Genomic DNA, 23,484 nt, shown 5'->3' on the forward strand with positions numbered 1-23,484 from the left:
TCCCCGACATGGGCGTGCCGGGATCGCTCGGCGCGTGCGGTGGATGCATGGGCGTTCATGGCCGCAAACCTACCATGCGAATTTCAGCCATTCCATTACGTCCGGGGTAATGGAATTGGCCCGTGGACGGGATCATCCTGTGAAGCAACGGACCTGCGACCAGAGGAGAAAACCGTCATGATCCACCCATCCCTGTTTCTTCGCCGCGCCATCCTGCTCGACGCCGTCGTCAGCGGCCTCACCGGCCTGCTGCAGGCGTTCGGTGCCGGAATGCTTGCGCCGATGCTGAACCTGCCCGAAGCGCTGCTGCGCGACAGTGGCCTGTTCATGATCGTCTATGCCGCGCTGATCGGCTGGCTCGGCACCAGGCCATCGATGCCAAAAGTGCTGGTCTTGATCGTGATCGCGGGCAATGCGGCGTGGACGCTCGGCAGCATCGCGCTGCTGTTGTCGGGCGCGGTTTCGCCCAACCTGCTTGGAACAATGTTCATCCTGGTTCAGGCGATTGCGACCGGGGCGTTTGCCGAGCTGCAATATATCGGCCTGCGCCGGAGCGGCGGGGTGGCGGCGGCCTAAGCCGCGACCTGGTTGTCCTGAAGAGCGGCTGCCGCGGAGGCGCTCTGCCCCGCGGCGGCCGATTTCTTTCCGGCAATCATGGAGCGGCTCTTGCCGTTCAGGTGCGCGCCATTGACACGCTTGCCATTCACGAGCTCGCCGTTCGCCTTGGCGCCATCCTGTTTCCTGGCCTTGGCAGCGAGCTTTTCGGCCTTTTTCAACGCCTTTCGCTCCGCCTTTTCCTTCAGGCGCAGCCTCTCCGCCCGTGCTTCGGCGCGCTTTTTCCTGCGTTTCTTCTCGCAGGCCGCGCATTTGCAGCCGATCGGCTTCAGATAGGCCTTGAAGTAGTCGGTGCCATAATCGTAGTTGATCTCCTCGCCGGGCTCGATGTTCTTGATGGCGCGGATGAAGACCTTGCGCTTGCGCGGTTTGACGTCGGATTCCGCGTTCGGCTTGCAGGCGTGGTTGATATAGCGGGCGACGTTTGCGCGCACCGAGCCGTCGATGGTCCAGCGGCTGTTGAGCTCGAACAGATATTTGTTCTCGATCGCGTCGTCTTTTTTCTTTTTGGAATCGAGCAGCGGCCCAAAATATCTGACTATTTTGGTGCCCTTCTTGATCGGTTTGGTGGCGAAGAGGCCAAGCCCGGTGCGGGAACGGCCGACGCGGTAAGGTTTATTCGAGGGAATGGCAGGCATGGGGATGGGAAAGCTGACACGCTAGTGATTGGTGACGGGATCGCGAGGTCGTCTTTCTAGGACGATTCCGCGGCAATGTCAGGTGTTTCGCGCGCGATCCTTGAACCTTCCCCAGATTGCGCACGTCTGAAATATCGAGATTATCCAACCATGAACGGCAAGATGGGTGAAGGCGGCCGCGCCGTCGATCTGGCGCGGCGCTGAATTACGGCCCCCCCGGGCGGCCGACCGTCGAACGCAGCATGGCATCCAGCAGCATCTCCGCGTCGGTCCCCTCAGGCAAACGGTGCAGGATGTCGGACAGCCGGCCGTCGAGCAGCAGCATGGTAAAACCATGCACCAGCGACCAGGCGCGCGCGATGGCCGCGGCCTGGTCCAGCGACAGCGATGTCTCGGAAATCGGTTCCCTGCGGCTGGCGCCGATCGCGCCGGCCAGCCCCGCGAACGAGGCCGCGGCCGCCTCATGCAGCGAGGGCCGCGAATAATCCAGCCGCTCGGTGCGGAACATCAGTCCGTACATGCCGGGATGCGCCTGCGCATAGGCGACATAGGCTTTTGCGCGCGCCATCGCCTTTTCCAGCGGCATGGTGCCGGTGGCACCGGCCGCCGCCATGGCTTCGTTGAACTGCCGAAAACCGATCGCGGCGAGTTCGCTGACGAGCCCGGTGAGATCGCCGAAATGATGGGTCGGCGCGGCATGCGAGACGCCGGCCTCGCGCGCCACCGCGCGCAGCGTCAGGCCGGCAAGTCCGTCGCGCTCCAGCACCCGCTCGGCGGCCGCGAGCAAGGCGTCGCGCAACGCGCCGTGATGATAGGGAGAATCGTCGCCCGGCCGGCGCCGCCGGCTGGCGGGCCTTGCGGCAGTCGCCCTCGCAGATCGGTGGAGACCGGCCGTTGCGGAACGGGCGGCCTTGTTTTCTCCTGGTTTTCTCGTCATGCGAATCCTTATAGGTCGGTATTTTTACACCGTAAAGATTCTGCTTGACGACTCCCGCTCCCGCCCCTAGCTTATCTTTACGGTGTAAAGATTGGCCCAATGAGGCTGCCATGACGATTTTCCTGATCCTTGCTCCCTATGGCGCTTTCGCCTTGCTGATGCTGGTGACCTCGGCCGCCGTCAGCCTGTTCGCCGCCGCCGCGATCTGCCTGGCCGTGATCGTGCTGGACGTCATGCGCGGCCGTTCGGTCAAGATCCTCGGCGCCGGCTCGGTGATGGTGTTTTCGGCGGTCGGCGGCTATGTCGCGCTGGCCGATCCCGGCCTGAGTACGGCGGCGGTGAAGTTTGCGGTCGATACCGGCATCTTCGCGGTCTCGCTGCTGTCGATCGCGATCCGCCGTCCCTTCACGCTGCAATATGCGGTCGAGATGGTCGATGCCGAGACGGCGCGGCTGCCCGGTTTCGTGCGCGCGAATTACATGATCACCTGGGCCTGGACCGGCGCGGCGCTGCTGATGATGCTCGGCAATGCGGCGCTGCTCTATGTGCCGGGCCTGCCGCTGTGGTCGGGATTGCTGATCGCGTTTGCCGCCCGCAACTGCGCGGTCTATTTCACCAGATGGTATCCGGAGTACCGCAAGGCGAAGTACGGCACGCCGCCGGCGGGCGCGCTGCCCGGCACGCGCTAGGATATCCAACAGGGAAACATCACGATGAAAGACGTGTTCGCCAAACTCGGCACCGATTTTTTCTCCACCATCGTGTTTCTGGTCATCTACCTCGCGACCGACAACGTGGTGCTGGCAACATCGGTGGCAATTGCCGGCGCGGTCGGCCAGGTGGTCTATTCCCGCGTCAAGGGGGAGCCGCTCGGCTTCATGACTTGGGCGTCCCTCGCCCTCGTCATTGTGCTCGGCGGCGCGACGCTCCTGACCCACGACCCGCGTTTCGTGCTGGCAAAACCCTCGATCGCGCATTTTGCGATCGGCGCCATCATGCTGAAGCGCGGCTGGATGCTGCGCTATCTGCCCCCGATCGTGACCGAAACCATCCCGGACTATGTCACCATCGCAGGCTACGCTTGGGCGGCGCTGATGTTTGTGCTCGGCTTGGGCACCATCGCCGTGGCCTCGACCGGCGATCTCAAGCTGTGGGCGTTCTATGTGTCGGTGGTGCTGATCGGAGCCAAGCTCGCAGCCTTCGCCGTGCAATATGTCGGCTTTCGCCTCCTGGTCACCAGCCGCATCCGCGCCGCCCGCGCCTGAACACGATTAGGCTTGCGCCGCGAGATGGGCTATATCGCGGGCGGAGCTTACGAACTCAGAACCATTCCGGTTGGCTGGGGAATAGCGAGGGAGACGCATGATGGCCGTTGACGGAAACTGGAACATCACCATGACCACGCCGATGGGCGAGCGCAAGGCGACGCTGACCCTGAAGAGCGCGGGCGGCACGCTGACCGGCACCCAGGGCGCCGACGGCAATTCCGGTGAAATCTTCGACGGCACGGTGAGCGGCGACGACGTGGCCTGGAAGATCTCGATCACCAACCCGATGCCGCTGACGCTTGAATTCTCCGGCAAGGTGTCGGGCGACGGCATGTCCGGCGAAATGGGCATCGGCCCGATGGGCAGTTTCCCGTTCACGGGGACACGGGCGTAAGCGCGATCTCGTGTCCCGGACGCGGTGCAGCGTTCTTCACGCTGCGCCGCAGAGCCGGCACCCACCCGGAATTCGGCGACATTGACCCCGGATCAGCAGCGCACCACGGAGCCTGTGCTCGGGCCGCGCACAGCGCGGACCCGAGTGCAAGAGCGGCGCGCTGCGCAGCATCCGGGGAACGCAGTCCCCCTCACCCCAGATTCAACTCCTTGAAGAAATCGTTGCCCTTGTCGTCGATGATGATGAAGGCCGGAAAATCCACCACCTCGATGCGCCAGATCGCTTCCATGCCGAGTTCGGGATATTCCACCACCTCGACCTTCTTGATGCAGTGCTCGGCGAGGTTCGCCGCGGCCCCTCCGATCGAGCCGAGATAGAAGCCGCTGTGCTTCTTGCAGGCCTCGCGCACCGCGGCCGCGCGGTTGCCCTTTGCCACCATCACCATCGATCCGCCGGCCGCCTGGAACTGGTCGACGAAACTGTCCATCCGCCCCGCGGTGGTCGGGCCGAACGCGCCGGAGGCGTAGCCGTCCGGCGTCTTGGCGGGGCCGGCGTAATACACCGGATGATCCTTGAAATAGTCCGGCAGCGGCTCGCCCTTTTCCAGCCGCTCGCGCAATTTGGCGTGGGCGGAATCGCGCGCCACGATCATGGTGCCCGACAGCGACAGCCGGGTCTTGATCGGATGTCTTGAGAGCGTCGCCTGAATTTCCTTCATCGGCCGGTTGAGATCGATCTTCACCACCTCGCCGCCGAGCGACTGCTCCACCGCCGGCAGATATTGCGCCGGGTTGTGCTCGAGCTCCTCGAGATAGACGCCGTCTTTGGTGATCTTGCCCAGCACCTGGCGGTCCGCCGCGCAGGAGACGCCGAGTCCGATCGGCAGCGAGGCGCCGTGGCGCGGCATCCGGATCACGCGGACGTCATGGCAGAAATATTTGCCGCCGAACTGCGCGCCGACGCCGAGCGACTGGGTCATTTTCAGGATTTCCTGCTCCATCTCCAGGTCGCGGAAGGCGTTGCCGTCCGCCGAGCCGTGGGTCGGCAGCGCATCGAGATAGCGCGCCGAGGCGAGCTTCACCGTCTTCATGCAGAGCTCGGCCGAGGTGCCGCCGATCACGATGGCGAGATGATAGGGCGGGCATGCCGCGGTGCCGAGGGTGAGCACCTTTTCCTTCAGGAACGCCAGCAGGCGATCCTTGGTCAAGACCGAGGGCGTGGCCTGGAACAGAAAGCTCTTGTTGGCGCTTCCGCCGCCCTTGGCCATGAACATGAACTTGTAGGCCAGGTCTATTTCCAAAGAGCCACCCTCGGCGTAGATCTCGCACTGCGCCGGCATGTTGTTGGCGGTGTTCTTTTCCTCATACATCGACAGCGGCGCCACCTGCGAATAGCGCAGGTTGCGGCGCAGATAGGCGTCGCGCGCACCTTCCGACAGCGCGGCCTCGTCGTCGCCGTCGGTGAGGACGTTGCAGCCTTTCTTGCCCATGATGATCGCGGTGCCGGTATCCTGGCACATCGGCAGCACCCCGCCGGCGGCGATATTGGCGTTCTTCAGGAAGTCGAAGGCGACGAACTTGTCGTTGTCGCTGGCCTCCTTGTCGTCGAGGATCGCGCGCAATTGCTTCAGATGCCCCGGCCGCAAATAATGGTTGATGTCGCCGAACGCAGCCTCCGACAGCGCCCGCAGCGCCTCGCGCGACACCACCAGCATGTCGCGGCCCAACACCTTCTCGACCCGCACGCCCTCGGCCGTGATCTTCTTGTACGGCGTGGTGTCCGGCCCAAGCGGAAACAGCGGGGTGTGCCGGTAGGGCGGAACGGGCTTTGGTTCGGGAAAGGCGGTGGGGGCGTTCATGGCGGGCTCGCGGGTTGGGTATTGAACCGTTCTAAGCACTTTTGATGCAAAGGGAAGTGAGCTTGACGGGGATAAGCAAAGGGAAATTCAGAGGGGAAGGCGTCGGAAACACGCCTCAGCTTTCCTCGCCCTGGCGGTCCTGAGCGCTATGAAATACAGCCGTCACCACAACGCACTCTTGAGCCCGATCGACCTCGTAGACCACCACGTACGGCAAGCGCGGTACCACCCACTCGAACGTTTTAGAATCTCTACCGACGTGGCCAATACGCGGAAACGAGACCAACAATTCGATGCTGCTGAACAGCCGGTCGGTTACGATTTTGGCGGTAGCCGGGCTATCTTGGGCAATCCAGTTGAAGATGTTCTCGAGATCAGAAATCGCCTGATCATCGAAGACTAGCTTCATTTGCTGTTACGACCCGAGGCGCTCGATGCGCTCGCGTGCCTCGGCGTGAGATATCAGCTTGCGATTGGGATCGGCCCTGCGGCGGCGAACCTCGGCCACCTGCTCGTCGGTTAAACGCATGTCGCGCCTATGCTTGACATAATCGAGCAGTGCGCCCGCGGCAGCGTCCTGCTCGCCTTCCGACAGTTGTTCGATCTGGCGCAAGACTTGTTCGAGGAGCTTTGTCATAAAGGTAATCTAGCACGCCCGGCGCAGTAAATCACTATCTACTCGCAGCGAAATCCTTCCGGCGCCTGGACGAAAATACCGAGGCGTATCCCGCCAGCGCCGACGAATCTCCTCACCCCTTGCCTTCCTGCTTTTCCGCATAGGCGTCCACCAGCGCGCGGATCATGCGCTGATAAGGCACCCGGCGTTGCCGCGCGGCACGCTTGAAGAACGCCACCGAGCGCTGCGACAGGCTCAGCGTCACCTTCACATTATCCTCGCGCAGCACCAGCCTGTCCGGAGGCGGCAAAAAATCCTCGACGATCCTGACCCGGCCGATCTCGCCCTTGCCGTATTTAACCGTTGGCTTTTTCATGGATCGCCTTTCCCTTTCGCCCCGGGCGCCGTCCCAGACCATATTGACGCGGTCCGGCAGACCTTGCATGAACCTTTCGCGCGCGTTTCAATACCGCGGGGGGTATTTATGACGAAAACACGGCGCACATACCTCGTTTCGCTGGTCCGGTCGGCCGCGCTCGCCGCCGCCCTCGCGCTGCTCGCCGTCTCCCCGGCCCGCGCCGACCGCTGCGACGACATCGCCAAGCAGCTCGCCGGCCAGATCGACGGCCTCAAGGTCGGCATCACCGCCGCCAACATCATCTATCTGTCGCACCCGGCGGCGAAAGAGCTTTCGCTCGGCTGCCGCGGCCGCAATTATTCCAACGAGCTCTATGCCAAGGGTGACCGCAAGCCGAAGCCGGAATTTTTCACGCTGGTCGGCTCCGTGGCCGCGATCATCTTCACCGTGCCGAAGGACGTCACGCTGACCGGCGCGACGCGCTGCCTCAATCGCATGGGGATCTTCCGCGGCGACCGGGTCGCCATGCGCTACCGCCGGCTCGACATGGAATGCACGCGCACCAAGACCGAGGCGTCGATCGCGATCACCCGCGGCAAGGACGAATGACGCGGCCGCCGGGAATCTGATGAGGGGAAACCATGCCTGATAGCAAGACCTATACCGGCGGCTGCCATTGCGGCATGGTCCGGTTCGAATGCACCACCGATCTCGCCATGGTGACGGCGTGCAACTGCTCGATCTGCACCAAGAAGGGCCTGCACTTCGCCTTCGTGGCACCGACGAGCTTTCAGCTCCGCGCCGGCGCGGACAATCTGCGCGAATATCTGTTCAACAAGCATGCGATCCGCCACCAGCTCTGCATCGACTGCGGCGTCGACGTGTTCGCCCGCGGCAAGAAGCCCGACGGCACCGAGGTGGTGGCGCTGAATGTGAGCTGCATCGACGGCATCGAGCTGTCGGAGGTTTCGATGACGCCGATCGACGGGCGGAACCGGTAGCTTCATCAGAGCCGTCATTCCGAGGCGCGCGACGCGCGAGCTATGACGTGCAATTGCACATCAGAGAATCCATAACCCCAAATGTCGGTTGGCAGAGGATTCCGGGCCGGCGCATCCAAGTCGGCTGTTGCCGACTTGGACAATGATATTGCCGAACTCGGGTAAACCCCGAGTTCGGTGGCGCATCCACGATGTGCAATTGCACATCGGGGAATGACGGGATCACAGATCCAGCGCCTTGTAGTGGCGGAAGATTCCTTCCTCGTTGAAGGCGATGCGGCGGCGGCTTTCGAGATAAGCCTTGATGTTCGGCCGCGCGGCGACGCGGTCGCGCAGCTCGACCAGACCAGGAATTTTCCCCTCGAAGCCTTTCATGCGCTTGGGAAATGCGTAGCGCAGCCCTTCGACGATCTGGAACAGCGACAGGTCGGCATAGGTCAGCCGACGGCCGGTGAGGTAAGTGCCGCCATTGTCCTGTAACAGCCGCTCGAAGTAACCGAGATATTTCGGCACCCGTTCATTCCAGAACTCCTCCGTGCGCTTCCTCGCCGGCTGACGCTGGTCCTCGTAATACAGCGACGGTCCGAGCGGGTGATGGGTATCGTGGATTTCCTGCACCAGATCGGCGATGGTGAGCTGCAACTGATGCACCCACAATTTTCCGGCTTCGGCCTTCGGCGCGAGGCCGTGGCGCGATCCCAGATACAGCAGGATGTTGGCGGTCTGCCCGATTACGAGGTTTCCGGCTTTCAGGAACGGCGGCGCGAAGGGCGGCGTTCCCTTGTGCGCTTCCATCATGTTCATCATCGCGGCCATGCCGCTGCCGGCACGGGCCACATCGGCGTAATCCGCGCCGGCCTCTTCCAGCGCCAGGCGGACATATTCACCGCGGCCCTGAATGCCCGGCCAGTAATAGAGTTGATAGCGCATGAACAATCCTTCAACCGGACGCGCGGCAGCCGCCGCGGTTGCGGCGCCTTGCGGAGAAGCCGCGACACGGCGATGGAAGCTTAGTTCGCCGCGAAGCAGTAAAACAGGCCATCGCCCCCGGTGCTCCTGAGGTCGGCCTGCGAGCAGCCGCCGTCCGGCCCGCGCGAGGGATGCGAAGAGTTCCACGATTTCGACGCGTCGTCGTCGCGCAGGCCGATGCGGTCGGAATGCCCGACGATCGCCGTGCCTTGCGTGCTGCTCGTCCAGTTCTTGCAGGTGCGGTCTTCGCCGGCCGAAAATGCCGTGCCGTCCGGCTGCGATCCCGTCAGCACGTCGTGGCGGTTCGGCGTATCGCCACGGCCGTTGATGACCTCGCCCTTTTCGCTGAGCGCGGTCGGCTTGGTCAGATTGTTGCCGGCGCTGTGCAGCTCAGTGAGGTCCTTGGCGACCACGACGCCCTTCGAATTCTTCCACGGCCCCTTGCCGATGCGGTCGCGCGCGTTGACGGCGGGCGCGCCGTCGGCGGCCTGCGTCGATAGGTAGGCGCGCCAGGTTTTGCCGCCGGCGCCCGCGGCCTGCGCCAGCGTCTGGCAGTGATTATCGGCGCCGGCCAGGCCGCCGAGATTGCCGCCATTGCCAATGCCATTGCCGGTCAGAAAGAAACCGGTGTCGGGCGATTGCGCCTGCGCGCCCGGCGCGGCGAAAACGGCGAACGATAAAGCAAGGGCAAGGCTCGCAGGCGAGATCATCTTCGCGAATGTCATCGAATCCTCCCGATCGTTTCTTGGCTTGCTGACGTCCACCACAGCGCGGAAAGCAATATTCCAACTCCGCGACGGCGAAATGAAGACGAAAAAAGGCGCCGCGGAATCAACCGTGGCGCCTTTCGTCATCGTTTGCGAACGATCAGCTGGTCTGCTGGATCGCCGAGAGTTCCCAATTGCCGCCGCGCGCCCGCAGGAAGGTCCAGACTTCGGTCACTTCGGTCGGCTGCTCGCTGCCCGCGACCAGCCGGCCGCTGGTGCGATCGAGCGTCTGGTCGACCAGCGAGAAGCGCATCGCCACGCTGGCGAAGTCGGTATCGCCTTCGCGCCAGGCTTCGGCGAGGTCGCCCTGCAGCAGTTTGGTGCCGGAAACCTTGTTGACCTGGTTGCGGGCCTTGTTCTCCTCGAGGTCTTTGCTGAAATAGGAGACCATTTCGGGCGTCGCGAGCGTGTGCAGTTTCGCGATGTCCTCGTTCGACCAGGCCGCCTGGATCTCGCCCAGGAGCAGCTCGAAGGCTTCGTAGTCGGCGGGCAGGATTTCCAGCGGGGCGCTGCCGGAGCCGAGCCCAAAGCCCATTCCGGAGCGAAAACTCGGTTGCGCGCCGGGGCTGGCTGCGGCCCCGGGCGCTGGTCCGGCATAGGCCGACGCCGGCGCGTGGCGGCGCTGCCACCATGACATCGCCAGCCGCACCACGATGATGATCAAGCCGATCTGCAGCATCAGGCCAAGGATCGACGACAGCCCGCCGAGGCCCGAAAACATTCCGCCGCCGAACAGCATGCCGAGCAGGCCGGCGCCGAGGAAGCCCGCGGCGAGACCGCCCAGCATGCCCATTCCAGGCCGGTTGAAGAAGCCGCCGGTCGCTGCCGGAGCGCCCGGGCTGCCCGGTTGGGCAAAGGTGCGGTTGAAGGGTTGCGCGGTTCCGGGCGCCGTAGTCGTGCTCGGCGGCGCGGAAAAGGTCCGCGTCCCCCGGGAACCCGAGCTGCCGCCGCCGCCGATACGGGCGTCAGCCGACGAAATCGCGATCACCAGGGGGAGCGCCAGCGACATCACGACGGCGATCGCCCGAACGATTCCACGCCTATGCTGCGAGAAATTCATGTTTTTTCCTCAGTCCCCGGCATGGGGAAGCGCCCTTAAGATGGGCAGGCCCGCCCAAAAGTGAAGCCATTATCGGGGGGAGCGGCTGCGGCTCTCGGTCGCGGGGATGGCGATACCACCCCTTAATCACTGGCGTTCCCCGGATGCCGCGCAGCGCCAAAAGCGCGTTCACGCGCGTCTTCGACGCGCTATGCGGTGCGCCGTTGATCCGGGGTCCATACGGCCAGCCAGGTCCCGCGGCTCTGGTCAAGAGACCCTGCAACGCGTCCGGGACACCAGGGTCGGTCACGACGGCGTCATGGTTTCCTTCACCGCGGCGACCAGTTGGGTGAGCGTGAACGGCTTTGGCAGGAAGGCGAACTGCTCGTTTTCGGGCAGGCTCTTTTCGAAGGCATCTTCGGCGTAGCCCGAGACGAAGATGATCTTGAGGTCGGGATTGCGGCTGCGCATTTCCTTCAGCAGCGTCGGGCCGTCCATTTCCGGCATCACCACGTCCGAGACGACGAGGTCGACCGCGCCGTTCTTTTCCTCCAGCGCTTCCATCGCCTCGATGCCGTTGGAGGCTTCGATCACGCTGTAGCCGCGCGAGCGCAGGCCGCGCGCGTTCAGCGAACGCAGGCCCTCCTCGTCTTCGACCAGCAGGATGGTGCCCTGCCCGGTCAGATCGGCGCGCGGCTTCGGCGGCTCGGCCGGCGCGTCCCTGGCGGCGTGCGGCTCGGCCGCCACATCCTGCTCCGGCCGATGCCGCGGCAGGAAGATGCGGAACGAGGTGCCCTGGCCCGGCTCGGAGTCGACATAGACGAAGCCGCCGGTCTGCTTGACGATGCCATAGACCGTCGACAGGCCAAGGCCGGTGCCCTTGCCGACTTCCTTGGTCGAGAAAAACGGCTCGAAAATCTTGTCGACGATATCGGCGGGAATGCCGGTGCCGGTATCCGAGATGTCGATCCGCACATAGTCCGCCGCCGGCATGCCCTTGTAGGACAGCAGCGCGGCCTGCTCCGCGGTCAAATTGGCGGTCTTCACCGTCAGCTTGCCGCCCTCGGGCATCGCATCGCGGGCGTTGACCGCGAGATTGACCACTACCTGCTCGAATTGCGAGACGTCGACCTTGACCGGCCAGAGGTCGCGGCCGTGCACGAGGTCGAGCTTGACCTTCTCGCCGATCAGGCGGCGCAACAGCATGGTCAGATCGGACAGGGCGTCGCCGAGGTCGAGCACCTGCGGCCGCAGGGTCTGGCGGCGCGAGAACGCCAGCAGCTGCCGCACCAGCGTCGCCGCGCGGGTCGCGTTCTGCTTGATCTGCATGATATCCTGGAACGACGGATCGGTCGGCTTGTGCGCGTTGAGCAGGAAATCGTTCGCCATCATGATGGCCGACAGCACGTTGTTGAAGTCGTGCGCAATGCCGCCGGCGAGCTGGCCGACCATGTCCATCTTCTGCGACTGGTTGATCTGGTTCTCGAGCGCGCGCCGCTCGGTGGTCTCCAGCAGGTAGACGATGGCGGTCTCGGTTTCGCGCTCGCCCTCCTCGACCGCGGTGACGAAGAACTGGCCCCAGCGCTCCCTGGCGCCGTCGAGCATGGCCTCGACCGGCGCGATGTCGCCCTGCCCTTCGGCCGCCTGGTTGATCGCCGCGATCAGCAGGCCGCGGTCGCGGGCGTTGACGGTTCGGAAAATCGACTTGCCGGCGGCGCCGTCGGGACTGAGATTTTGCGCCAGCTTGGCGTAGCGCGCGTTGGCGCGCACCACGGTGCCGGCGCGGTCCACCGTCGCGATCGCCATCGGGGTATGGTCGAAGAAGCGCATGAAGCGAACTTCGGCGGCGCGCTCCGGATCGGAATGCTCGTCGCGCGCGCGGCTGATCACCAGCGTGCGCGAGGCGCCGGGTACGCCATCGGCGCCGAATGCCAGCTTGTGATAGAGCCGCACCGGCATGGTCTTGCCGCCGCGCATCCGCAGGTCGATGTCGAACACCTCGGTCCTGACTTCGCCGGGCGCCGCCATGATCGAGGTCAGAAGCGACGCGCCGTCGCCCGAGACGATATCGGTCAGCCTCAGGCCGCCCGATCCGATCTCGGCGAGGTCGTGGTCGAGCCAGTTCGCCAATGTCGCGTTGACATAGACGATGTCGCCGGCGGAATTGACCGAGAAGAAGCCGCAGGGCGCGTGATCGAGATATTCGATCGCGTGCTGCAATTCCTTGAACACGTCCTCCTGGCGCTCGCGGTCGCGGGTGATGTCGGCGATCGACCACACCGCATATCTGGCCTCGCGCTTGCCCCGGCCGAGCGGGCGGACCCGCATCCTGAGCCAGCGGCCATGCGCGCCGTCGGTGCCTGCGATGCGGACCTCTTCCTGCTGCCGCTTGCCCTCGCGCGCCGCCTTGAGCAGGCGGAACACCGCTTCCGACACGTCGGGATTGCCGATGAAGACGCGCTCGACCGGACGCACTTCCTGCGCGCTCGCAACCCCCGTCAGCGCGAGATAGGCGGCATTGGAATAGACCACATGGCCCCTGGGGTCGGTGACCGCCAGCCCGTCATAGGCCTGATCGGCGATGCGGCCGATCACGGAATCGTCGGCGGTGCGATCGGTGAAACGGATGATGCCGGCGGCGAACGCGAACAGGTTGAACAGTCCGGCCGTCGCCAGCAGCGCCAGCACGCCAAGGATATAAGGCTGCGCCTCGGAGCGGCCGATGGTCATCAGCGCGAGCGCGACCGCCACGATGCCGGCGGCCACCAGCAGCACCAGAACGATGCTGCCGCCCCGCCGCGCCGGCTCGGGGGCCGTGAACGGCTCGGGTGGCGGATCGTGGTCGGTTCCGGCGGTCATATCAGGGGACGCGGCCTGTCGGCATTAGGATGACGCGCGCTGCCGGTCGGCAGGCACGCCGTTCCTGAGTGCCTGAATCGGCCCCGCAAGCGCAAGTCCATCAGGCGCTTATTTCGTTGATGGCGGGCGTTTCCGGCATGTTTCAGGGCTCAATCCTGCCGGCCCGAAAGCCCGCGCTTCGGTTTGGCGGCCTCTTTCATATTCATACTCCCGGAAGCCTTTCATACTCCCGGAAGCCCTTCACAATCCCGGAAGCCTTGGCTTTTCCTTTGCCGCCCTCTCTGCGTCGGCTTTCCCGCTTCTGCGCTGAACCAGTTCATATGGGTCATCAACAGAACGCTCGATCCTCCTACGTCGCCAAGCCTCTGACCAAGCCTCTGAAAGGATCGGCGCAGCGCTATTGGTTCTCATTTTCCTTTCGCCGTAAGGCATCAACGGTTCAACCTCACAGAGCTTTTTCAGATCTCGGGAGGGCCGTGAATTCCGTCACGTCGGTACCTTTCCGGCATAATGTCATTTAGTAACCAGCATTCGAGCATTCTGGAACCTCACCGAGAACGAGTTCCAATACCCTTTGATCTTGCAAGGCCCCCAAATTTCTGATTATCCGAAATCCATGCCGATTTTGGGTTGGAAAGTGACCTTATCCGCGACCGGAATGCCGTTCGCCATGCCCTGCCTGGTCAGATTGTTTAATGTATGGGGCCTTGATGTTATGGGGCCTTGAAAACGCCGGCTGAGGGGCGTTCACTGGAATGGCTATGACGCAAGTTAACGAATCCGTGGCAGGAGCAACGACCGCAGGCCGGCTTGGCCGATTGCCGTTCGCCCTGTTGCTGACGCTTGGTCTGCTGGTTTCGTTGATCCATTGCGCTGGCGATCTTGGTTTCAACAGCGCCAAGGCGACGACCTTGGCGATGAAAATCGACCAAGGCTCTACGAAGGACACCCCCGAGCAACTGCTGCCGTGTCATAGCGGCCATTGTCTTTCGCACGTAACAGACCTGTACATGGCAGCCGTGGTGACTCCGGCTGACCTGGTCGCACGAGCACCAAGGTCTGGCCAGGAGCAATTTCCTGCTGCGCTTGGCGGACTTCCCCCGTTCAAACCACCCCGCGCCTGAACCTCGCACGCGGCACTTGGGCCCGCTGCATGTCCCGTTGCCGCCAAAGGCAACGCGACGGCTCAAATATGCATTCAAGAACGGTTTGGCGAAGTCACGGGCGGTCAAGGCTCGTCACGGGATATTTGCAATGGTCAGAATCTGGTTGCTGGCGGCTGTGCTGGTGCTCGGCGTAGCTTTTCCTCTCGCGGCTCACGACGAAAAACCCGCTGCCGGCGAAGAAAAACACGATGAGACGACCATAAAGCTCAGCGAGAAGCAGGTAGGCGCGGGCAAGTTCGCTGTCAGTGAAGTGCAAGGCGGCATGCTGAGCAAACGCATCACGGTGCCCGGGTCCATCGTGCCAAGCGGCGACCACATCGCCCGCGTCGCCGTGCGATTGCTGGGCACGGTGGCGGAGTTGCGCAAGCGGTTGGGTGATACCGTGCAGGCGGGCGAAGTTGTCGCGGTGATTGAAAGCCGCGAGGTGGCCGACGCCAAGAGCGAATACCTGGCCACGCGGCTGGTGTTCGACCTGCAGCAGACCTTGTTCAATCGCTCAACCAGGCTGTTTGAGGGGAAGGTCCTCAGCGAAAACGACTTCCTGCGGGCGCGTACCACCTTTGAAGATGCGCGCGTCAAGATCGAGATCGCCCGCCAAAAGCTGTTTGCGCTCAGCCTCACCGCCGAACAAATTGAAGCCTTGCCTCAACAGCCGGTCGAGACGCTGCGACGGCAGGAGTTGAAGGCGCCGATTGCCGGGCGTGTTGCGGAACGCCGCGTCGAACTTGGCTCGCTGGTTGGCCGTGAAGGACAGGAAAGCGAGCTTTTCGTCATCGTCAATTTGAACGTGGTATGGGCCGAGCTTGCAGTACCATCTTCCGACCTGGCGAGTATCCGCGAGGGCCAACAAATCACCATCGCGGCAGGTTCGGGCGCTGAGCCGTCGCCTGCGACCATCATGTTCGTCAGCCCGCTGCTCGACAAGGATACGCGCGCGGCCCGCGTGGTCGCCTCTGTCGATAACGCCGCGCTCAAATGGCGGCCGGGTTCATTCATCACGGCGGAGATCCCGACGGATGAAGCGGCCGCCTCTGCCGTGGTGCCCAAGGCGGCGTTGCAATCCCTCAAGGGCGATACCGTCGTGTTTGTCCGCACGGCCGACGGCTTTGAGGCACGCAGGGTGTCCATCGGCCGGCAGGATGCGCGTCTGGTCGAAGTTACCTCCGGCTTGGCGGCTGGCGAGCACATTGCGACTGCCAACAGCTTCATCCTCAAGGCTGATCTCGGCAAGGCCGAGGTCGAGCATGAAGACTAGGAGGCCATCATGATCAGTCGCGTCCTCGCTTTATCCATTCGGCTCCGCTGGGTTGTGGTGCTGCTCAGCCTTGGTGCGGTGGTGCTGGGCGTGTGGTCATTGATCCGGCTTCCCATCGATGCAGTTCCCGACATCACCAACAAGCAAGTCCAGGTCAACACCACTGCGCCTGCGTTGTCGCCGGTCGAGATCGAAAAACAGGTGACGTTCCGCATTGAGACCGTGCTTGCCGGGATACCCGGTCTTGACAACACAAGGTCGATTTCCCGCAACGGATTTTCCCAGGTGACAGCCGTATTCAGCGAAAAGACCGACATCTATTTCGCGCGCCAGCAAGTGAGCGAAAGACTGCTGGAACTGCGCCCGAACCTGCCGCGCGGGGTCGAGCCGAAGATGGGACCAATCTCGACCGGCCTTGGCGAAATCTACATGTGGTCGATCAGCTTTGCGCCAACGCCGCCCGATGCTGGCGCTTACGTCACACCCGAAGGCGAACGGCTCAATACGGAAGTGGAACGTGCGGCTTATTTGCGCACAGTGCAAGACTGGATCGTCCGGCCGCAGGTCAGAAGCGTCACGGGCGTAGCGGGGGTTGATTCTATCGGCGGCTACGTCAAGCAGTACCAGGTCCAGCCTGATCCCTTGCGGCTGATTTCACTCGGCCTGTCCTTCGGGGACGTCGCTCGCGCTATTGAAGCCAACAACGTCAGTCGCGGTGCCAGCGTCATCGAGCGCAACGGCGAGGGGATCGCCGTTCGTACCGGTGGAAGGCTTGAGAAGCTCACCGACATTGCCGACGTTGTCGTTAGCACCCGCGGTTCGGTACCCGTCCGTGTCCGCGACGTTGCCCAAGTGGCGATCGGCGGTGAAATCCGAACCGGCAGCGCCAGCGAAAACGGCCACGAAGTTGTTGTCGGCACGGCGCTCATGCTGATTGGCAGCAACAGCCGGACCGTGGCTGCTGCTGTCCATGCCAAAATTGACCAGGTGCGTCGCACGCTGCCCGCCGGCGTCGAAATCCAAACCGTGCTTAACCGAACCCAGCTTGTGGATGCCACGGTGAAGACGGTCGCCACCAACCTCGGCGAAGGCGCTCTTTTGGTGATCTTCGTGTTGTTCCTTTTACTCGGCAACTTCCGCGCGGCGTTCATTACCGCACTCGTAATCCCTGTCGCCATGCTGATGACGGCAACCGGAATGTTGCAGGGGCGGATCAGCGCAAACCTGATGAGCCTTGGCGCACTCGACTTCGGCCTGATTGTCGATGGCGCAGTGATCATTGCTGAAAACACGTTACGGCACATGGCCGAGCGCCAAGCGGCATCGGGCCGCCCCCTTTCCATCTCGGAGCGCCTGCAAACGGTACAGGCGGCTGCGGAAGAGATGATAGGTCCGAGTGCATACGGCCAAGCCATCATCATCATCGTCTATGTGCCGCTGCTGACCTTCGGCGGGCTTGAAGGCAAAATGTTCGAGCCGATGGCGCTGACGGTCATCCTCGCCCTGGGCGCGGCGTTCGTACTCTCGCTGACCTTCGTGCCGGCGCTGGTTGCCATATTCATTACCCGCCGCGTCTCCGAAGGAGACAACTGGATTATCCGACGATTGAAGACGTCCTATGCGCCGTTGCTTGAGCGCTCGATCAAACACCCGCTGCCGGCGATAGCAGGTGCGGCTTTATTATTCGCCCTCGCCTTGCTGGTGTTCTTCCAGCTGGGCCAGGAGTTCATCCCGACCCTGGACGAGAAAAATGTGGCCATGCACGCCCTGCGGATTCCAAGCACAAGCCTGGCGCAGTCGCAAGCCATGCAAATTGACGTCGAAAAGACCGTCAGCGCATTGCCGCAGGTCGCCTTTGTGTTCTCAAAAACCGGTACGGCCGAGATTGCATCGGACCCGATGCCGCCTAACGCCGCCGATACCTTCATTATATTCAAGCCTCGCGATCAATGGCCCGATCCAGACCTCACGAAAGAAGCCCTGCTCGAACAAATCGAAGCAGCCGTGCGTGAGCTGCCCGGCAACAATTACGAGTTCACCCAACCGATTCAAATGCGTTTCAATGAACTGCTGGCAGGCGTGCGCGGCGACGTGGCGGTCAAGGTCTTTGGCGATGAATTCGAGCCCTTGCTTCGCGCCGCCGATCAGGTCGCGAGCATCCTGAGGTCCACCAGGGGCGCCAAGGATGTCAAAGTCGAACAAGCCAGGGGTCTTTCCATTCTGGATATCACGGTGGACAAGGCGGAGATCGCCCGGCGAGGGCTCAACCTGACGGCGGTGCAAGAGGTTATCGGCACGGCGATCGGTGGGCGGGATGCGGGCGTCGTGTTTGAAGGTGACCGGTATTTTGAGATTGTGGTGCGGTTGCCCGAGACGATCCGCAACGACCTCGATGCCTTGAAAAGCCTGCCGGTATCGCTTCCCACAACCGGCGCCGTATCCTTGACAATTCCCTTGGGCCAGGTGGCGGTTCTCTCACTTGGCGAAGGTCCCAACCAGGTCAGCCGCGAAAACGGCAAGCGCCGGGTCGTGGTGACCGCCAACGTGCGCGATCGCGACATCGCCTCCGTGGTGAACGAGGCGCGCGCGCAAATCGATGCACAGGTGAAGCTGCCGGCCGGCTACTGGATGAATTGGGGAGGACAGTTCGAGAATCTGGAGGCAGCTCGCCGGCGGTTGTCGATCGTTGTCCCCGCCTGCTTCGTGGTGATCTTCCTGCTGCTGATGAGCGCACTCGGCTCGGCACGCGATGCCCTGCTGGTGTTCAGCGCCGTGCCGCTCGCCTTGACGGGCGGCGTGCTCGCGCTCTGGCTGCGCGGCATCCCGTTTTCCGTCTCGGCGGCGGTGGGCTTCATCGCCCTGTCGGGGATCGCAGTCCTCAATGGCTTGGTGATGCTCACATTCATCAAGCAATTGATGACGCAAGGCCATGAGAAAATGGACGCCATTTATGAAGGAGCGCTGACCCGGCTGCGGCCGGTCGCCATGACGGCGCTGGTCGCGTCGCTGGGTTTCGTCCCGATGGCGTTGGCGACCGGCACCGGGGCGGAAGTCCAAAAGCCGATCGCCACTGTCGTCATCGGCGGCCTTATCAGCGCCACCCTGCTTACGTTGTTCGTGTTGCCGGCGCTGTACGCCTTGTTTGGCCCCAAGCGGCCGAACGAAGCGGTCCACCTCGATGCCGTGCGGAGGGCCGCCGAATGATGACGCGCCGTGGAGCGGTTCGGCGGCGATACGGTCAGAACTTCGGGCGAGGCTCAATCCCGCCGGCCCGAAAGCCCGCGTTTCAGACCCATGACATAGCCGATGATCTCGGCGACCGCGTGATAATGCTCGACCGGAATTTCGTCGTCGATATCGACGGTAGCATACAGCGCGCGCGCCAGCGGCACGTTCTCCACGATCGGGATATCGTGCGCCCTGGCGACTTCCCTGATCTTGAGCGCGATGGTGTCGACGCCCTTGGCGACGCAGACCGGCGCCGCCATGCCACGGTCGTAGGACAGCGCGACCGAATAGTGGGTCGGGTTGGTGATGATCACGGAGGCCCTGGGGACCGCGGCCATCATCCGCTTCTTCATGCGCTGCTGGCGCAACTGCCTGATCCGGCCCTTGATATGGGGGTCGCCTTCGGACTGCTTGAACTCGTCCTTGATCTCCTGCAGCGACATCTTCTGCCGCTCGTACCACTGCCGGTACTGGAACAGATAATCGGCGATGGCGACCGCCGCCAGCATCGCGACCACCGCGGTCATCAGATGCAGCGTCAGGCCGGTGGTGACGGCAAGGATCGCGTCGGGATCGAACCGCAGGAACGATTCCAGCCGGTGGCGCTCGGGCCAGAGCACCGCCATGATCACCGCACCCAGCGCGATCAGCTTGAACAGCCCCTTGCCGAAATTGGCCGCCGCCTGCTTGCCGAAGATGCGCTTGAGGCCGGCGCCCGGCGATACCTTGCTGAATTTCGGCTTCAGCGATTCCGCCGACCACACCAGCCGGTGCTGGATCATGTTGCCGGCGATCGCGGCCAGCATCAGCATCAACAGCGGCACGCCGACGGCGGCGAGCACGGCATAGCCAAGCGAATTCCCCAGCGCCAGCAGGGCGGCGCCGTCGGTGTGGACCATCCAGCAATTGGCGATCAGGTTGCGCATCGGCGACAGGATGCCGCCGCCGATCGATCCCGAGAAGGTCGACAACACAAGCGTGCCGCCTGATATCACGAACCAGGTGTTGACTTCCTGGCTCTTGGCGACGTCGCCGCGCGCATGCGCATCGTCCAGGCGTTTTTGCGTCGGGTCTTCGGTCTTGTCGTCGATATCGTCGGCCATCGCGGCTTCCCTATTGCAGCGGCGTCAGCTCTCGCATGACGCCGGTGAAGTATTCGAGATAGGTTCCCATCATCGCCGATATGACGAAGGCGAGAATCAGGAAGCCGGCGAGGATCGACAGCGGCACGCCGACGAAATAGACCTGCATCTGCGGCATCAGCCGCGCCAGCACGCCAAGCCCGATATTGAAGACGAGGCCGAACACCAGAAATGGCGCCGAAAGCTGCATGCCGATCTTGAACGCGGCCGCGAAGGCGCGGGTGGCCAGCGCTGCGACATCGCCGCTCGGCAGAAGCTCGCCCGGCGAAAAAATCCGGTAACTCTCGTTGAGCGCGGCGATGACGAGGTAGTGGCTGTCGGTGGCAAACAGCAGCGCCATGCCGAGGATGGTCAGGAAGTTGCCGATCAGAAGTCCCTGCTGGCCCTGGGTCGGATCGACCGCGGTGACAAATCCGAGGCCAAGCTGCTGGGCGATCACCGAACCCGCCACCGCCAGCGCCGACAGCGTGACCCGCGCGGTGGCGCCAAGCACGATGCCGATGACGATCTCATGGAGCATCAGGATCAGCAGCGATGTCATTGACGACATGTCGATCTGGTAGGCCGAGCGGTGCAGCGGCAGGATGATCAGGGTCAGCAGCAGCGCGATCGCGAGCTTGATGCGAACCGGGATATTGCTCTCGCCAAACCCCGGCAACAGCATCACCATCGCCCCGATGCGGGCGAATACCAGCATGAAGGTCGCAGCAAGCGCCGGCAGCAGGGAAATATCGACGCGCATGTGCTAGGCACCGTGTGGCGGATTTGACATTGGCATCCGCATCGCTTTGATCCAAAAAACGTAATGAAATCCGGCTCTTGCCGGAGGCCCTTCAGTTCTGACATTGGCAAGCCGGGCGGCATGCCGCCGGACGCCAATGCCGGAGCCGGGACACCCATGCATCAACCGCCGATGATTCGCGACGATATCCGCATCATGTGAGAGTGCAGCAAGTCCGCCATGAACGGCAGCGCCAGCAAAAGGGTGACGAAGATCGCCAGTATTTTCGGCACGAAGATCAGCGTCTGTTCCTGAATCTGCGTCAGCGCCTGGAACAGCGACACCACGACGCCGACCACAAGGCCGACCACCATCAGCGGCGACGACACCACGACGATGGTCCAGATCGCATCGCGCGCCACGTCGAGGGTTTCAGCTCCGGTCATTTGCTCTATCTCGCGCTCTAACTGGTTTCGTCATTTCCGGGATGGTCCGAAGGACCAGACCCGGAATCTCGAGATTCTCCGATGTGCAATTGCACATCGTAGTTCGATGCTTCGCATCGCCCCGGAATGACGGCGGCGTCAGATCGGCATCTTCATGATGTCCTCGTAGGCCTGGATCACCCGGTCGCGCACCGAGACCAGCGTCGAGACCGCGACGTCGGTTTCCGCCACCGCTGTCACCACGTCCATCACGTTGGCCTTGCCCGACGTCATCGCCATGGTCTGGGCGTCGGATTTCCTGCCCGCCTCCAGCACGCTTCCGACGGCGTCCTTGAGCAGCGCACTGAAGGACGGGCCGCCGGTCTGGCCGCCCTTCTCCGCGCCGCCGGATTCCATCATGCGGGCGAGACTGGCGTAGGCGTTGGCTGCGACGGTGGGTGAAGCCATGGCTTAAAATCCCTTGTTCAGGCCTTGAGGATGTCGAGCGTGCGCTGGATCATGCGGCGCGTGGCGCTGATGATGTTGAGGTTCGCCTCGTAGGACCGCTGCGCCTCGCGCATATCGGTCATTTCGACCAGTGGATTGACGTTGGGATATTTGACATTGCCGGCCGCGTCCGCCGCCGGATTGCCCGGTTCGTATTTGACGCGGAACGCCGACTGGTCGGGCCGGACCTTGCCGAGCGCCACCACCCGGGCATCCAGCGCGCGGTCGAGCGTGGAGGAAAAGGTCGGCACCTTGCGGCGATAGGGATCGCCGGCCGAGGTCTGCGCCGTCGAATCCGCGTTGGCGATATTTTCCGATATCACCCGCATCCGCCCGGCCTGCGCGCGCAGGCCGGAGGTCGCGATGCTCATCGAGCGGGCGAAATCGCTTCCGTCGTCTGCCATGATCCGGTCTCCTTGACGAGCGCGCCTCAGCGCCTTCCGATCGCGGTTTTGAGAAGCCCGAGGCTCTTGCTGTAGAGCGAGGTCGCTGCCGCATAATCCATCTGGTTGGCCGAGACCTTCAGCATCTGGTCCTCGAGGTTGACGGCGTTGCCGGCGGGCCGCGTCTGGAATCCGCTCCTGCCGCCGTCATGGTTGAAGTTTTGGCCGCCGCCCGAGGTCGCGAGATGGCCGGTGCTGGTGCGCATCATCGCCAGCGAACCCATCGATCCGCCGACCGCACCGCCGCTGGTGTCGAACTTCGGCTCGACCAGGTCGCGCGGCTTGAAGTTCGGCGTGTCGGAGTTGGAGATATTTTCGGCAAGCAGGCGCTGGCGCTCCTGGTGCCACTGCATTTTGCTGCGCAGCGCCGACAGGATCGGAAGATCGTTGATGGGCATCGTCACCGCTCCGCGTTAACCTCTGGGGCATCAGTGGTAGGCAGAATTTGCCCGGTGTATGGTTAACGGCCGGTTAAGATCGCGGCCTCGGGCCATGGACGGAACCGGCGTTGACGCCGGTTCTGAGGTCCGACCGGGAGTACGAGCGCATTTTTGCCACGAAAGCTGCGTTAACCAGCCAAGGCCGATGCGGCCTGCGGCGCTCAGAAGTCGTTTTGGACCAAGCGATTCTTGGTCTATTAATCATGCGGGCGGCATTCTTTGCCGTGGGGAATTAAGGAATAAGGCCGATTCTCGGGCGTGATTCGCCGGCGGACGCTTGGCTGTCATGACCGCATTGGTCGAAGCCCGCATGTGAGCTAGGCCTGATGGCCGGGGACCAGAGTATGCAGACACTTACATTCCTCTTCGCGTTCATAGCCGTTCTGGCGCTGATCGGCGTCTTCGCCTGGCTGGTTCGCCGCTTCGCCACCAACCGTCTCGGCGCCACTACCAATCGCGGACGGATGCCGCGGCTGGCGGTGATCGACGCCGCCGCGGTCGATGGCCGCCGCCGTCTGGTGCTGGTGCGGCGGGACAATGTCGAACATCTGCTGATGATCGGCGGCCCGAGCGACATCGTCGTCGAAACAAATATCGTGCGGGCGATGCCGGCCCGCGATCAACCGCCGCCGCGGATCGCCCCGCGCCCCGACGCCAGCCCGGCCGATGGCGACAGTGCCAGGGCCGACATGTTCGGTCATCACGCCGAGCCGCACATGCCCGAACCGCCGCCACGCCAGGCGCGGCCCTCTTTCGCCGACGAAGTCCGCCGCCAGGCGCCGCCTGTGCCGGAGCGCCGCGGCGATCCGTTGACCGGTTTTACGCCGGAGCCGATGGG

Annotated in this window: 26 protein-coding genes; 10 read left to right on the forward strand and 16 right to left on the reverse strand. The window is 63.3% G+C overall.

Annotated features, from left to right (window positions below; genetic code table 11):
- Nucleotides 1-177 precede the first annotated feature (177 nt).
- Entirely contained in the window at nt 178-576 is a 399-nt protein-coding gene (locus WCE35_RS04925; protein ID WP_424592220.1) for a hypothetical protein, read from the forward strand.
- Here WCE35_RS04925 and WCE35_RS04930 read toward each other — a convergent pair.
- Nucleotides 573-1,253 (reverse strand): SET domain-containing protein, encoded by a 681-nt coding sequence (locus tag WCE35_RS04930; protein WP_424592221.1) that lies wholly within the window; start codon nt 1,251-1,253, stop codon nt 573-575. The two genes, WCE35_RS04925 and WCE35_RS04930, sit on opposite strands and share 4 nt — an antisense overlap.
- A 205-nt stretch (nt 1,254-1,458) precedes the next feature.
- Nucleotides 1,459-2,190, reverse strand: a complete 732-nt coding sequence (locus WCE35_RS04935) for a TetR/AcrR family transcriptional regulator (protein WP_424592222.1) — start codon at nt 2,188-2,190, stop codon at nt 1,459-1,461.
- A gap of 110 nt (nt 2,191-2,300) precedes the next feature.
- Between WCE35_RS04935 and WCE35_RS04940 the strand changes: the two genes are divergently transcribed.
- The 3 genes from WCE35_RS04940 to WCE35_RS04950 all read left to right on the forward strand — a co-directional run bounded on the left by WCE35_RS04940 (nt 2,301) and on the right by WCE35_RS04950 (nt 3,852).
- The gene (locus WCE35_RS04940; protein ID WP_424592223.1) at nt 2,301-2,879 is read left to right on the forward strand and encodes a hypothetical protein; all 579 of its coding nucleotides are present in this window, start codon (nt 2,301-2,303) and stop codon (nt 2,877-2,879) included.
- 24 nt (nt 2,880-2,903) lie between these two features.
- Entirely contained in the window at nt 2,904-3,455 is a 552-nt protein-coding gene (locus tag WCE35_RS04945; RefSeq protein ID WP_424592224.1) for an inner membrane-spanning protein YciB, read from the forward strand.
- 100 nt (nt 3,456-3,555) lie between these two features.
- Nucleotides 3,556-3,852, forward strand: a complete 297-nt coding sequence (locus WCE35_RS04950) for a hypothetical protein (RefSeq protein WP_424592225.1) — start codon at nt 3,556-3,558, stop codon at nt 3,850-3,852.
- A 190-nt stretch (nt 3,853-4,042) separates the two neighbouring features.
- On the opposite strand, the gene WCE35_RS04955 is transcribed toward WCE35_RS04950, so the two are convergent.
- The 4 genes from WCE35_RS04955 to WCE35_RS04970 all read right to left on the reverse strand — a co-directional run bounded on the left by WCE35_RS04955 (nt 4,043) and on the right by WCE35_RS04970 (nt 6,702).
- Complete coding sequence (locus WCE35_RS04955) at nt 4,043-5,710, reverse strand: fumarate hydratase (protein WP_424592226.1); 1,668 nt, start codon at nt 5,708-5,710, stop codon at nt 4,043-4,045.
- A 115-nt stretch (nt 5,711-5,825) separates the two neighbouring features.
- On the reverse strand, nt 5,826-6,119 hold the full coding sequence (locus tag WCE35_RS04960; RefSeq protein ID WP_424592227.1) for a type II toxin-antitoxin system RelE/ParE family toxin: 294 nt from the start codon (nt 6,117-6,119) through the stop codon (nt 5,826-5,828).
- Nucleotides 6,120-6,125: 6 nt separating this feature from the next.
- On the reverse strand, nt 6,126-6,347 hold the full coding sequence (locus WCE35_RS04965) for a hypothetical protein (RefSeq protein ID WP_424592228.1): 222 nt from the start codon (nt 6,345-6,347) through the stop codon (nt 6,126-6,128).
- Nucleotides 6,348-6,459: 112 nt separating this feature from the next.
- The gene (locus WCE35_RS04970) at nt 6,460-6,702 is read right to left on the reverse strand and encodes a hypothetical protein (RefSeq protein ID WP_424592229.1); all 243 of its coding nucleotides are present in this window, start codon (nt 6,700-6,702) and stop codon (nt 6,460-6,462) included.
- A gap of 108 nt (nt 6,703-6,810) precedes the next feature.
- Between WCE35_RS04970 and WCE35_RS04975 the strand changes: the two genes are divergently transcribed.
- Together WCE35_RS04975 and WCE35_RS04980 are read left to right on the forward strand one after the other, a co-directional pair.
- Nucleotides 6,811-7,293, forward strand: coding sequence for a hypothetical protein (locus WCE35_RS04975; protein ID WP_424592230.1), 483 nt, complete (start codon nt 6,811-6,813; stop codon nt 7,291-7,293).
- Nucleotides 7,294-7,325: 32 nt separating this feature from the next.
- Nucleotides 7,326-7,685 (forward strand): GFA family protein, encoded by a 360-nt coding sequence (locus tag WCE35_RS04980; protein WP_424592231.1) that lies wholly within the window; start codon nt 7,326-7,328, stop codon nt 7,683-7,685.
- A gap of 222 nt (nt 7,686-7,907) precedes the next feature.
- On the opposite strand, the gene WCE35_RS04985 is transcribed toward WCE35_RS04980, so the two are convergent.
- The 4 genes from WCE35_RS04985 to cckA form a co-directional block, all read right to left on the reverse strand.
- Nucleotides 7,908-8,615, reverse strand: coding sequence for a glutathione S-transferase (locus tag WCE35_RS04985; RefSeq protein ID WP_424592232.1), 708 nt, complete (start codon nt 8,613-8,615; stop codon nt 7,908-7,910).
- An 80-nt stretch (nt 8,616-8,695) separates the two neighbouring features.
- Nucleotides 8,696-9,364, reverse strand: a complete 669-nt coding sequence (locus WCE35_RS04990; RefSeq protein WP_424592245.1) for a lectin — start codon at nt 9,362-9,364, stop codon at nt 8,696-8,698.
- 157 nt (nt 9,365-9,521) lie between these two features.
- Nucleotides 9,522-10,481, reverse strand: coding sequence for a Tim44 domain-containing protein (locus tag WCE35_RS04995; RefSeq protein ID WP_424592233.1), 960 nt, complete (start codon nt 10,479-10,481; stop codon nt 9,522-9,524).
- A gap of 285 nt (nt 10,482-10,766) precedes the next feature.
- Nucleotides 10,767-13,319, reverse strand: coding sequence for a cell cycle histidine kinase CckA (gene cckA / locus WCE35_RS05000; RefSeq protein WP_424592234.1), 2,553 nt, complete (start codon nt 13,317-13,319; stop codon nt 10,767-10,769).
- A 755-nt stretch (nt 13,320-14,074) separates the two neighbouring features.
- Between cckA and WCE35_RS05005 the strand changes: the two genes are divergently transcribed.
- The 3 genes from WCE35_RS05005 (at nt 14,075) to WCE35_RS05015 (ending at nt 18,944) form a co-directional block, all read left to right on the forward strand.
- A complete protein-coding gene (locus tag WCE35_RS05005) occupies nt 14,075-14,443 on the forward strand; it encodes a ferrichrome ABC transporter substrate-binding protein (RefSeq protein ID WP_424592235.1) in 369 nt (122 codons plus the stop codon).
- Between the two features lie 130 nt (nt 14,444-14,573).
- Nucleotides 14,574-15,740, forward strand: a complete 1,167-nt coding sequence (locus WCE35_RS05010) for an efflux RND transporter periplasmic adaptor subunit (RefSeq protein ID WP_424592236.1) — start codon at nt 14,574-14,576, stop codon at nt 15,738-15,740.
- A gap of 9 nt (nt 15,741-15,749) precedes the next feature.
- Nucleotides 15,750-18,944 (forward strand): efflux RND transporter permease subunit, encoded by a 3,195-nt coding sequence (locus tag WCE35_RS05015; RefSeq protein ID WP_424592237.1) that lies wholly within the window; start codon nt 15,750-15,752, stop codon nt 18,942-18,944.
- A 53-nt stretch (nt 18,945-18,997) separates the two neighbouring features.
- On the opposite strand, the gene flhB is transcribed toward WCE35_RS05015, so the two are convergent.
- The 6 genes from flhB to flgB form a co-directional block, all read right to left on the reverse strand.
- A complete protein-coding gene (gene flhB / locus WCE35_RS05020; RefSeq protein WP_424592238.1) occupies nt 18,998-20,071 on the reverse strand; it encodes a flagellar biosynthesis protein FlhB in 1,074 nt (357 codons plus the stop codon).
- Nucleotides 20,072-20,081: 10 nt separating this feature from the next.
- Nucleotides 20,082-20,852: a flagellar biosynthetic protein FliR gene (gene fliR, locus WCE35_RS05025; RefSeq protein ID WP_424592239.1), complete on the reverse strand. Its 771-nt coding sequence runs from the start codon at nt 20,850-20,852 to the stop codon at nt 20,082-20,084.
- 161 nt (nt 20,853-21,013) lie between these two features.
- Nucleotides 21,014-21,277 carry a flagellar biosynthesis protein FliQ gene (gene fliQ / locus WCE35_RS05030; RefSeq protein ID WP_424592240.1) on the reverse strand — a complete coding sequence of 88 codons (264 nt, stop codon included), beginning with the start codon at nt 21,275-21,277 and terminating at the stop codon, nt 21,014-21,016.
- 138 nt (nt 21,278-21,415) lie between these two features.
- Nucleotides 21,416-21,724, reverse strand: coding sequence for a flagellar hook-basal body complex protein FliE (gene fliE / locus WCE35_RS05035; RefSeq protein WP_424592241.1), 309 nt, complete (start codon nt 21,722-21,724; stop codon nt 21,416-21,418).
- A 17-nt stretch (nt 21,725-21,741) separates the two neighbouring features.
- Complete coding sequence (flgC, locus tag WCE35_RS05040; protein ID WP_424592242.1) at nt 21,742-22,167, reverse strand: flagellar basal body rod protein FlgC; 426 nt, start codon at nt 22,165-22,167, stop codon at nt 21,742-21,744.
- Nucleotides 22,168-22,193: 26 nt separating this feature from the next.
- The gene (flgB, locus tag WCE35_RS05045) at nt 22,194-22,604 is read right to left on the reverse strand and encodes a flagellar basal body rod protein FlgB (RefSeq protein ID WP_424592243.1); all 411 of its coding nucleotides are present in this window, start codon (nt 22,602-22,604) and stop codon (nt 22,194-22,196) included.
- 386 nt (nt 22,605-22,990) lie between these two features.
- Between flgB and WCE35_RS05050 the strand changes: the two genes are divergently transcribed.
- Nucleotides 22,991-23,484: flagellar biosynthetic protein FliO (locus WCE35_RS05050; protein WP_424592244.1), on the forward strand; the 494-nt coding region annotated here is incomplete at its 3' end.

The organism is Bradyrhizobium sp., from assembly GCF_049691595.1.
Taxonomy (GTDB): Bacteria; Pseudomonadota; Alphaproteobacteria; order Rhizobiales; family Xanthobacteraceae; genus Bradyrhizobium.

Bases quoted from the DNA above. Each gene is read 5' to 3' on its own strand.
- WCE35_RS04925 (WP_424592220.1), top strand. From the start codon at position 178: ATGATCCACCCATCCCTGTTTCTTCGCCGCGCCATCCTGCTCGACGCC.
- WCE35_RS04930 (WP_424592221.1), bottom strand. From the start codon at position 1,253: ATGCCTGCCATTCCCTCGAATAAACCTTACCGCGTCGGCCGTTCCCGC.
- WCE35_RS04935 (WP_424592222.1), bottom strand. From the start codon at position 2,190: ATGACGAGAAAACCAGGAGAAAACAAGGCCGCCCGTTCCGCAACGGCC.
- WCE35_RS04940 (WP_424592223.1), top strand. From the start codon at position 2,301: ATGACGATTTTCCTGATCCTTGCTCCCTATGGCGCTTTCGCCTTGCTG.
- WCE35_RS04945 (WP_424592224.1), top strand. From the start codon at position 2,904: ATGAAAGACGTGTTCGCCAAACTCGGCACCGATTTTTTCTCCACCATC.
- WCE35_RS04950 (WP_424592225.1), top strand. From the start codon at position 3,556: ATGGCCGTTGACGGAAACTGGAACATCACCATGACCACGCCGATGGGC.
- WCE35_RS04955 (WP_424592226.1), bottom strand. From the start codon at position 5,710: ATGAACGCCCCCACCGCCTTTCCCGAACCAAAGCCCGTTCCGCCCTAC.
- WCE35_RS04960 (WP_424592227.1), bottom strand. From the start codon at position 6,119: ATGAAGCTAGTCTTCGATGATCAGGCGATTTCTGATCTCGAGAACATC.
- WCE35_RS04965 (WP_424592228.1), bottom strand. From the start codon at position 6,347: ATGACAAAGCTCCTCGAACAAGTCTTGCGCCAGATCGAACAACTGTCG.
- WCE35_RS04970 (WP_424592229.1), bottom strand. From the start codon at position 6,702: ATGAAAAAGCCAACGGTTAAATACGGCAAGGGCGAGATCGGCCGGGTC.
- WCE35_RS04975 (WP_424592230.1), top strand. From the start codon at position 6,811: ATGACGAAAACACGGCGCACATACCTCGTTTCGCTGGTCCGGTCGGCC.
- WCE35_RS04980 (WP_424592231.1), top strand. From the start codon at position 7,326: ATGCCTGATAGCAAGACCTATACCGGCGGCTGCCATTGCGGCATGGTC.
- WCE35_RS04985 (WP_424592232.1), bottom strand. From the start codon at position 8,615: ATGCGCTATCAACTCTATTACTGGCCGGGCATTCAGGGCCGCGGTGAA.
- WCE35_RS04990 (WP_424592245.1), bottom strand. From the start codon at position 9,364: ATGATCTCGCCTGCGAGCCTTGCCCTTGCTTTATCGTTCGCCGTTTTC.
- WCE35_RS04995 (WP_424592233.1), bottom strand. From the start codon at position 10,481: ATGAATTTCTCGCAGCATAGGCGTGGAATCGTTCGGGCGATCGCCGTC.
- cckA (WP_424592234.1), bottom strand. From the start codon at position 13,319: ATGACCGCCGGAACCGACCACGATCCGCCACCCGAGCCGTTCACGGCC.
- WCE35_RS05005 (WP_424592235.1), top strand. From the start codon at position 14,075: ATGGCTATGACGCAAGTTAACGAATCCGTGGCAGGAGCAACGACCGCA.
- WCE35_RS05010 (WP_424592236.1), top strand. From the start codon at position 14,574: ATGGTCAGAATCTGGTTGCTGGCGGCTGTGCTGGTGCTCGGCGTAGCT.
- WCE35_RS05015 (WP_424592237.1), top strand. From the start codon at position 15,750: ATGATCAGTCGCGTCCTCGCTTTATCCATTCGGCTCCGCTGGGTTGTG.
- flhB (WP_424592238.1), bottom strand. From the start codon at position 20,071: ATGGCCGACGATATCGACGACAAGACCGAAGACCCGACGCAAAAACGC.
- fliR (WP_424592239.1), bottom strand. From the start codon at position 20,852: ATGCGCGTCGATATTTCCCTGCTGCCGGCGCTTGCTGCGACCTTCATG.
- fliQ (WP_424592240.1), bottom strand. From the start codon at position 21,277: ATGACCGGAGCTGAAACCCTCGACGTGGCGCGCGATGCGATCTGGACC.
- fliE (WP_424592241.1), bottom strand. From the start codon at position 21,724: ATGGCTTCACCCACCGTCGCAGCCAACGCCTACGCCAGTCTCGCCCGC.
- flgC (WP_424592242.1), bottom strand. From the start codon at position 22,167: ATGGCAGACGACGGAAGCGATTTCGCCCGCTCGATGAGCATCGCGACC.
- flgB (WP_424592243.1), bottom strand. From the start codon at position 22,604: ATGCCCATCAACGATCTTCCGATCCTGTCGGCGCTGCGCAGCAAAATG.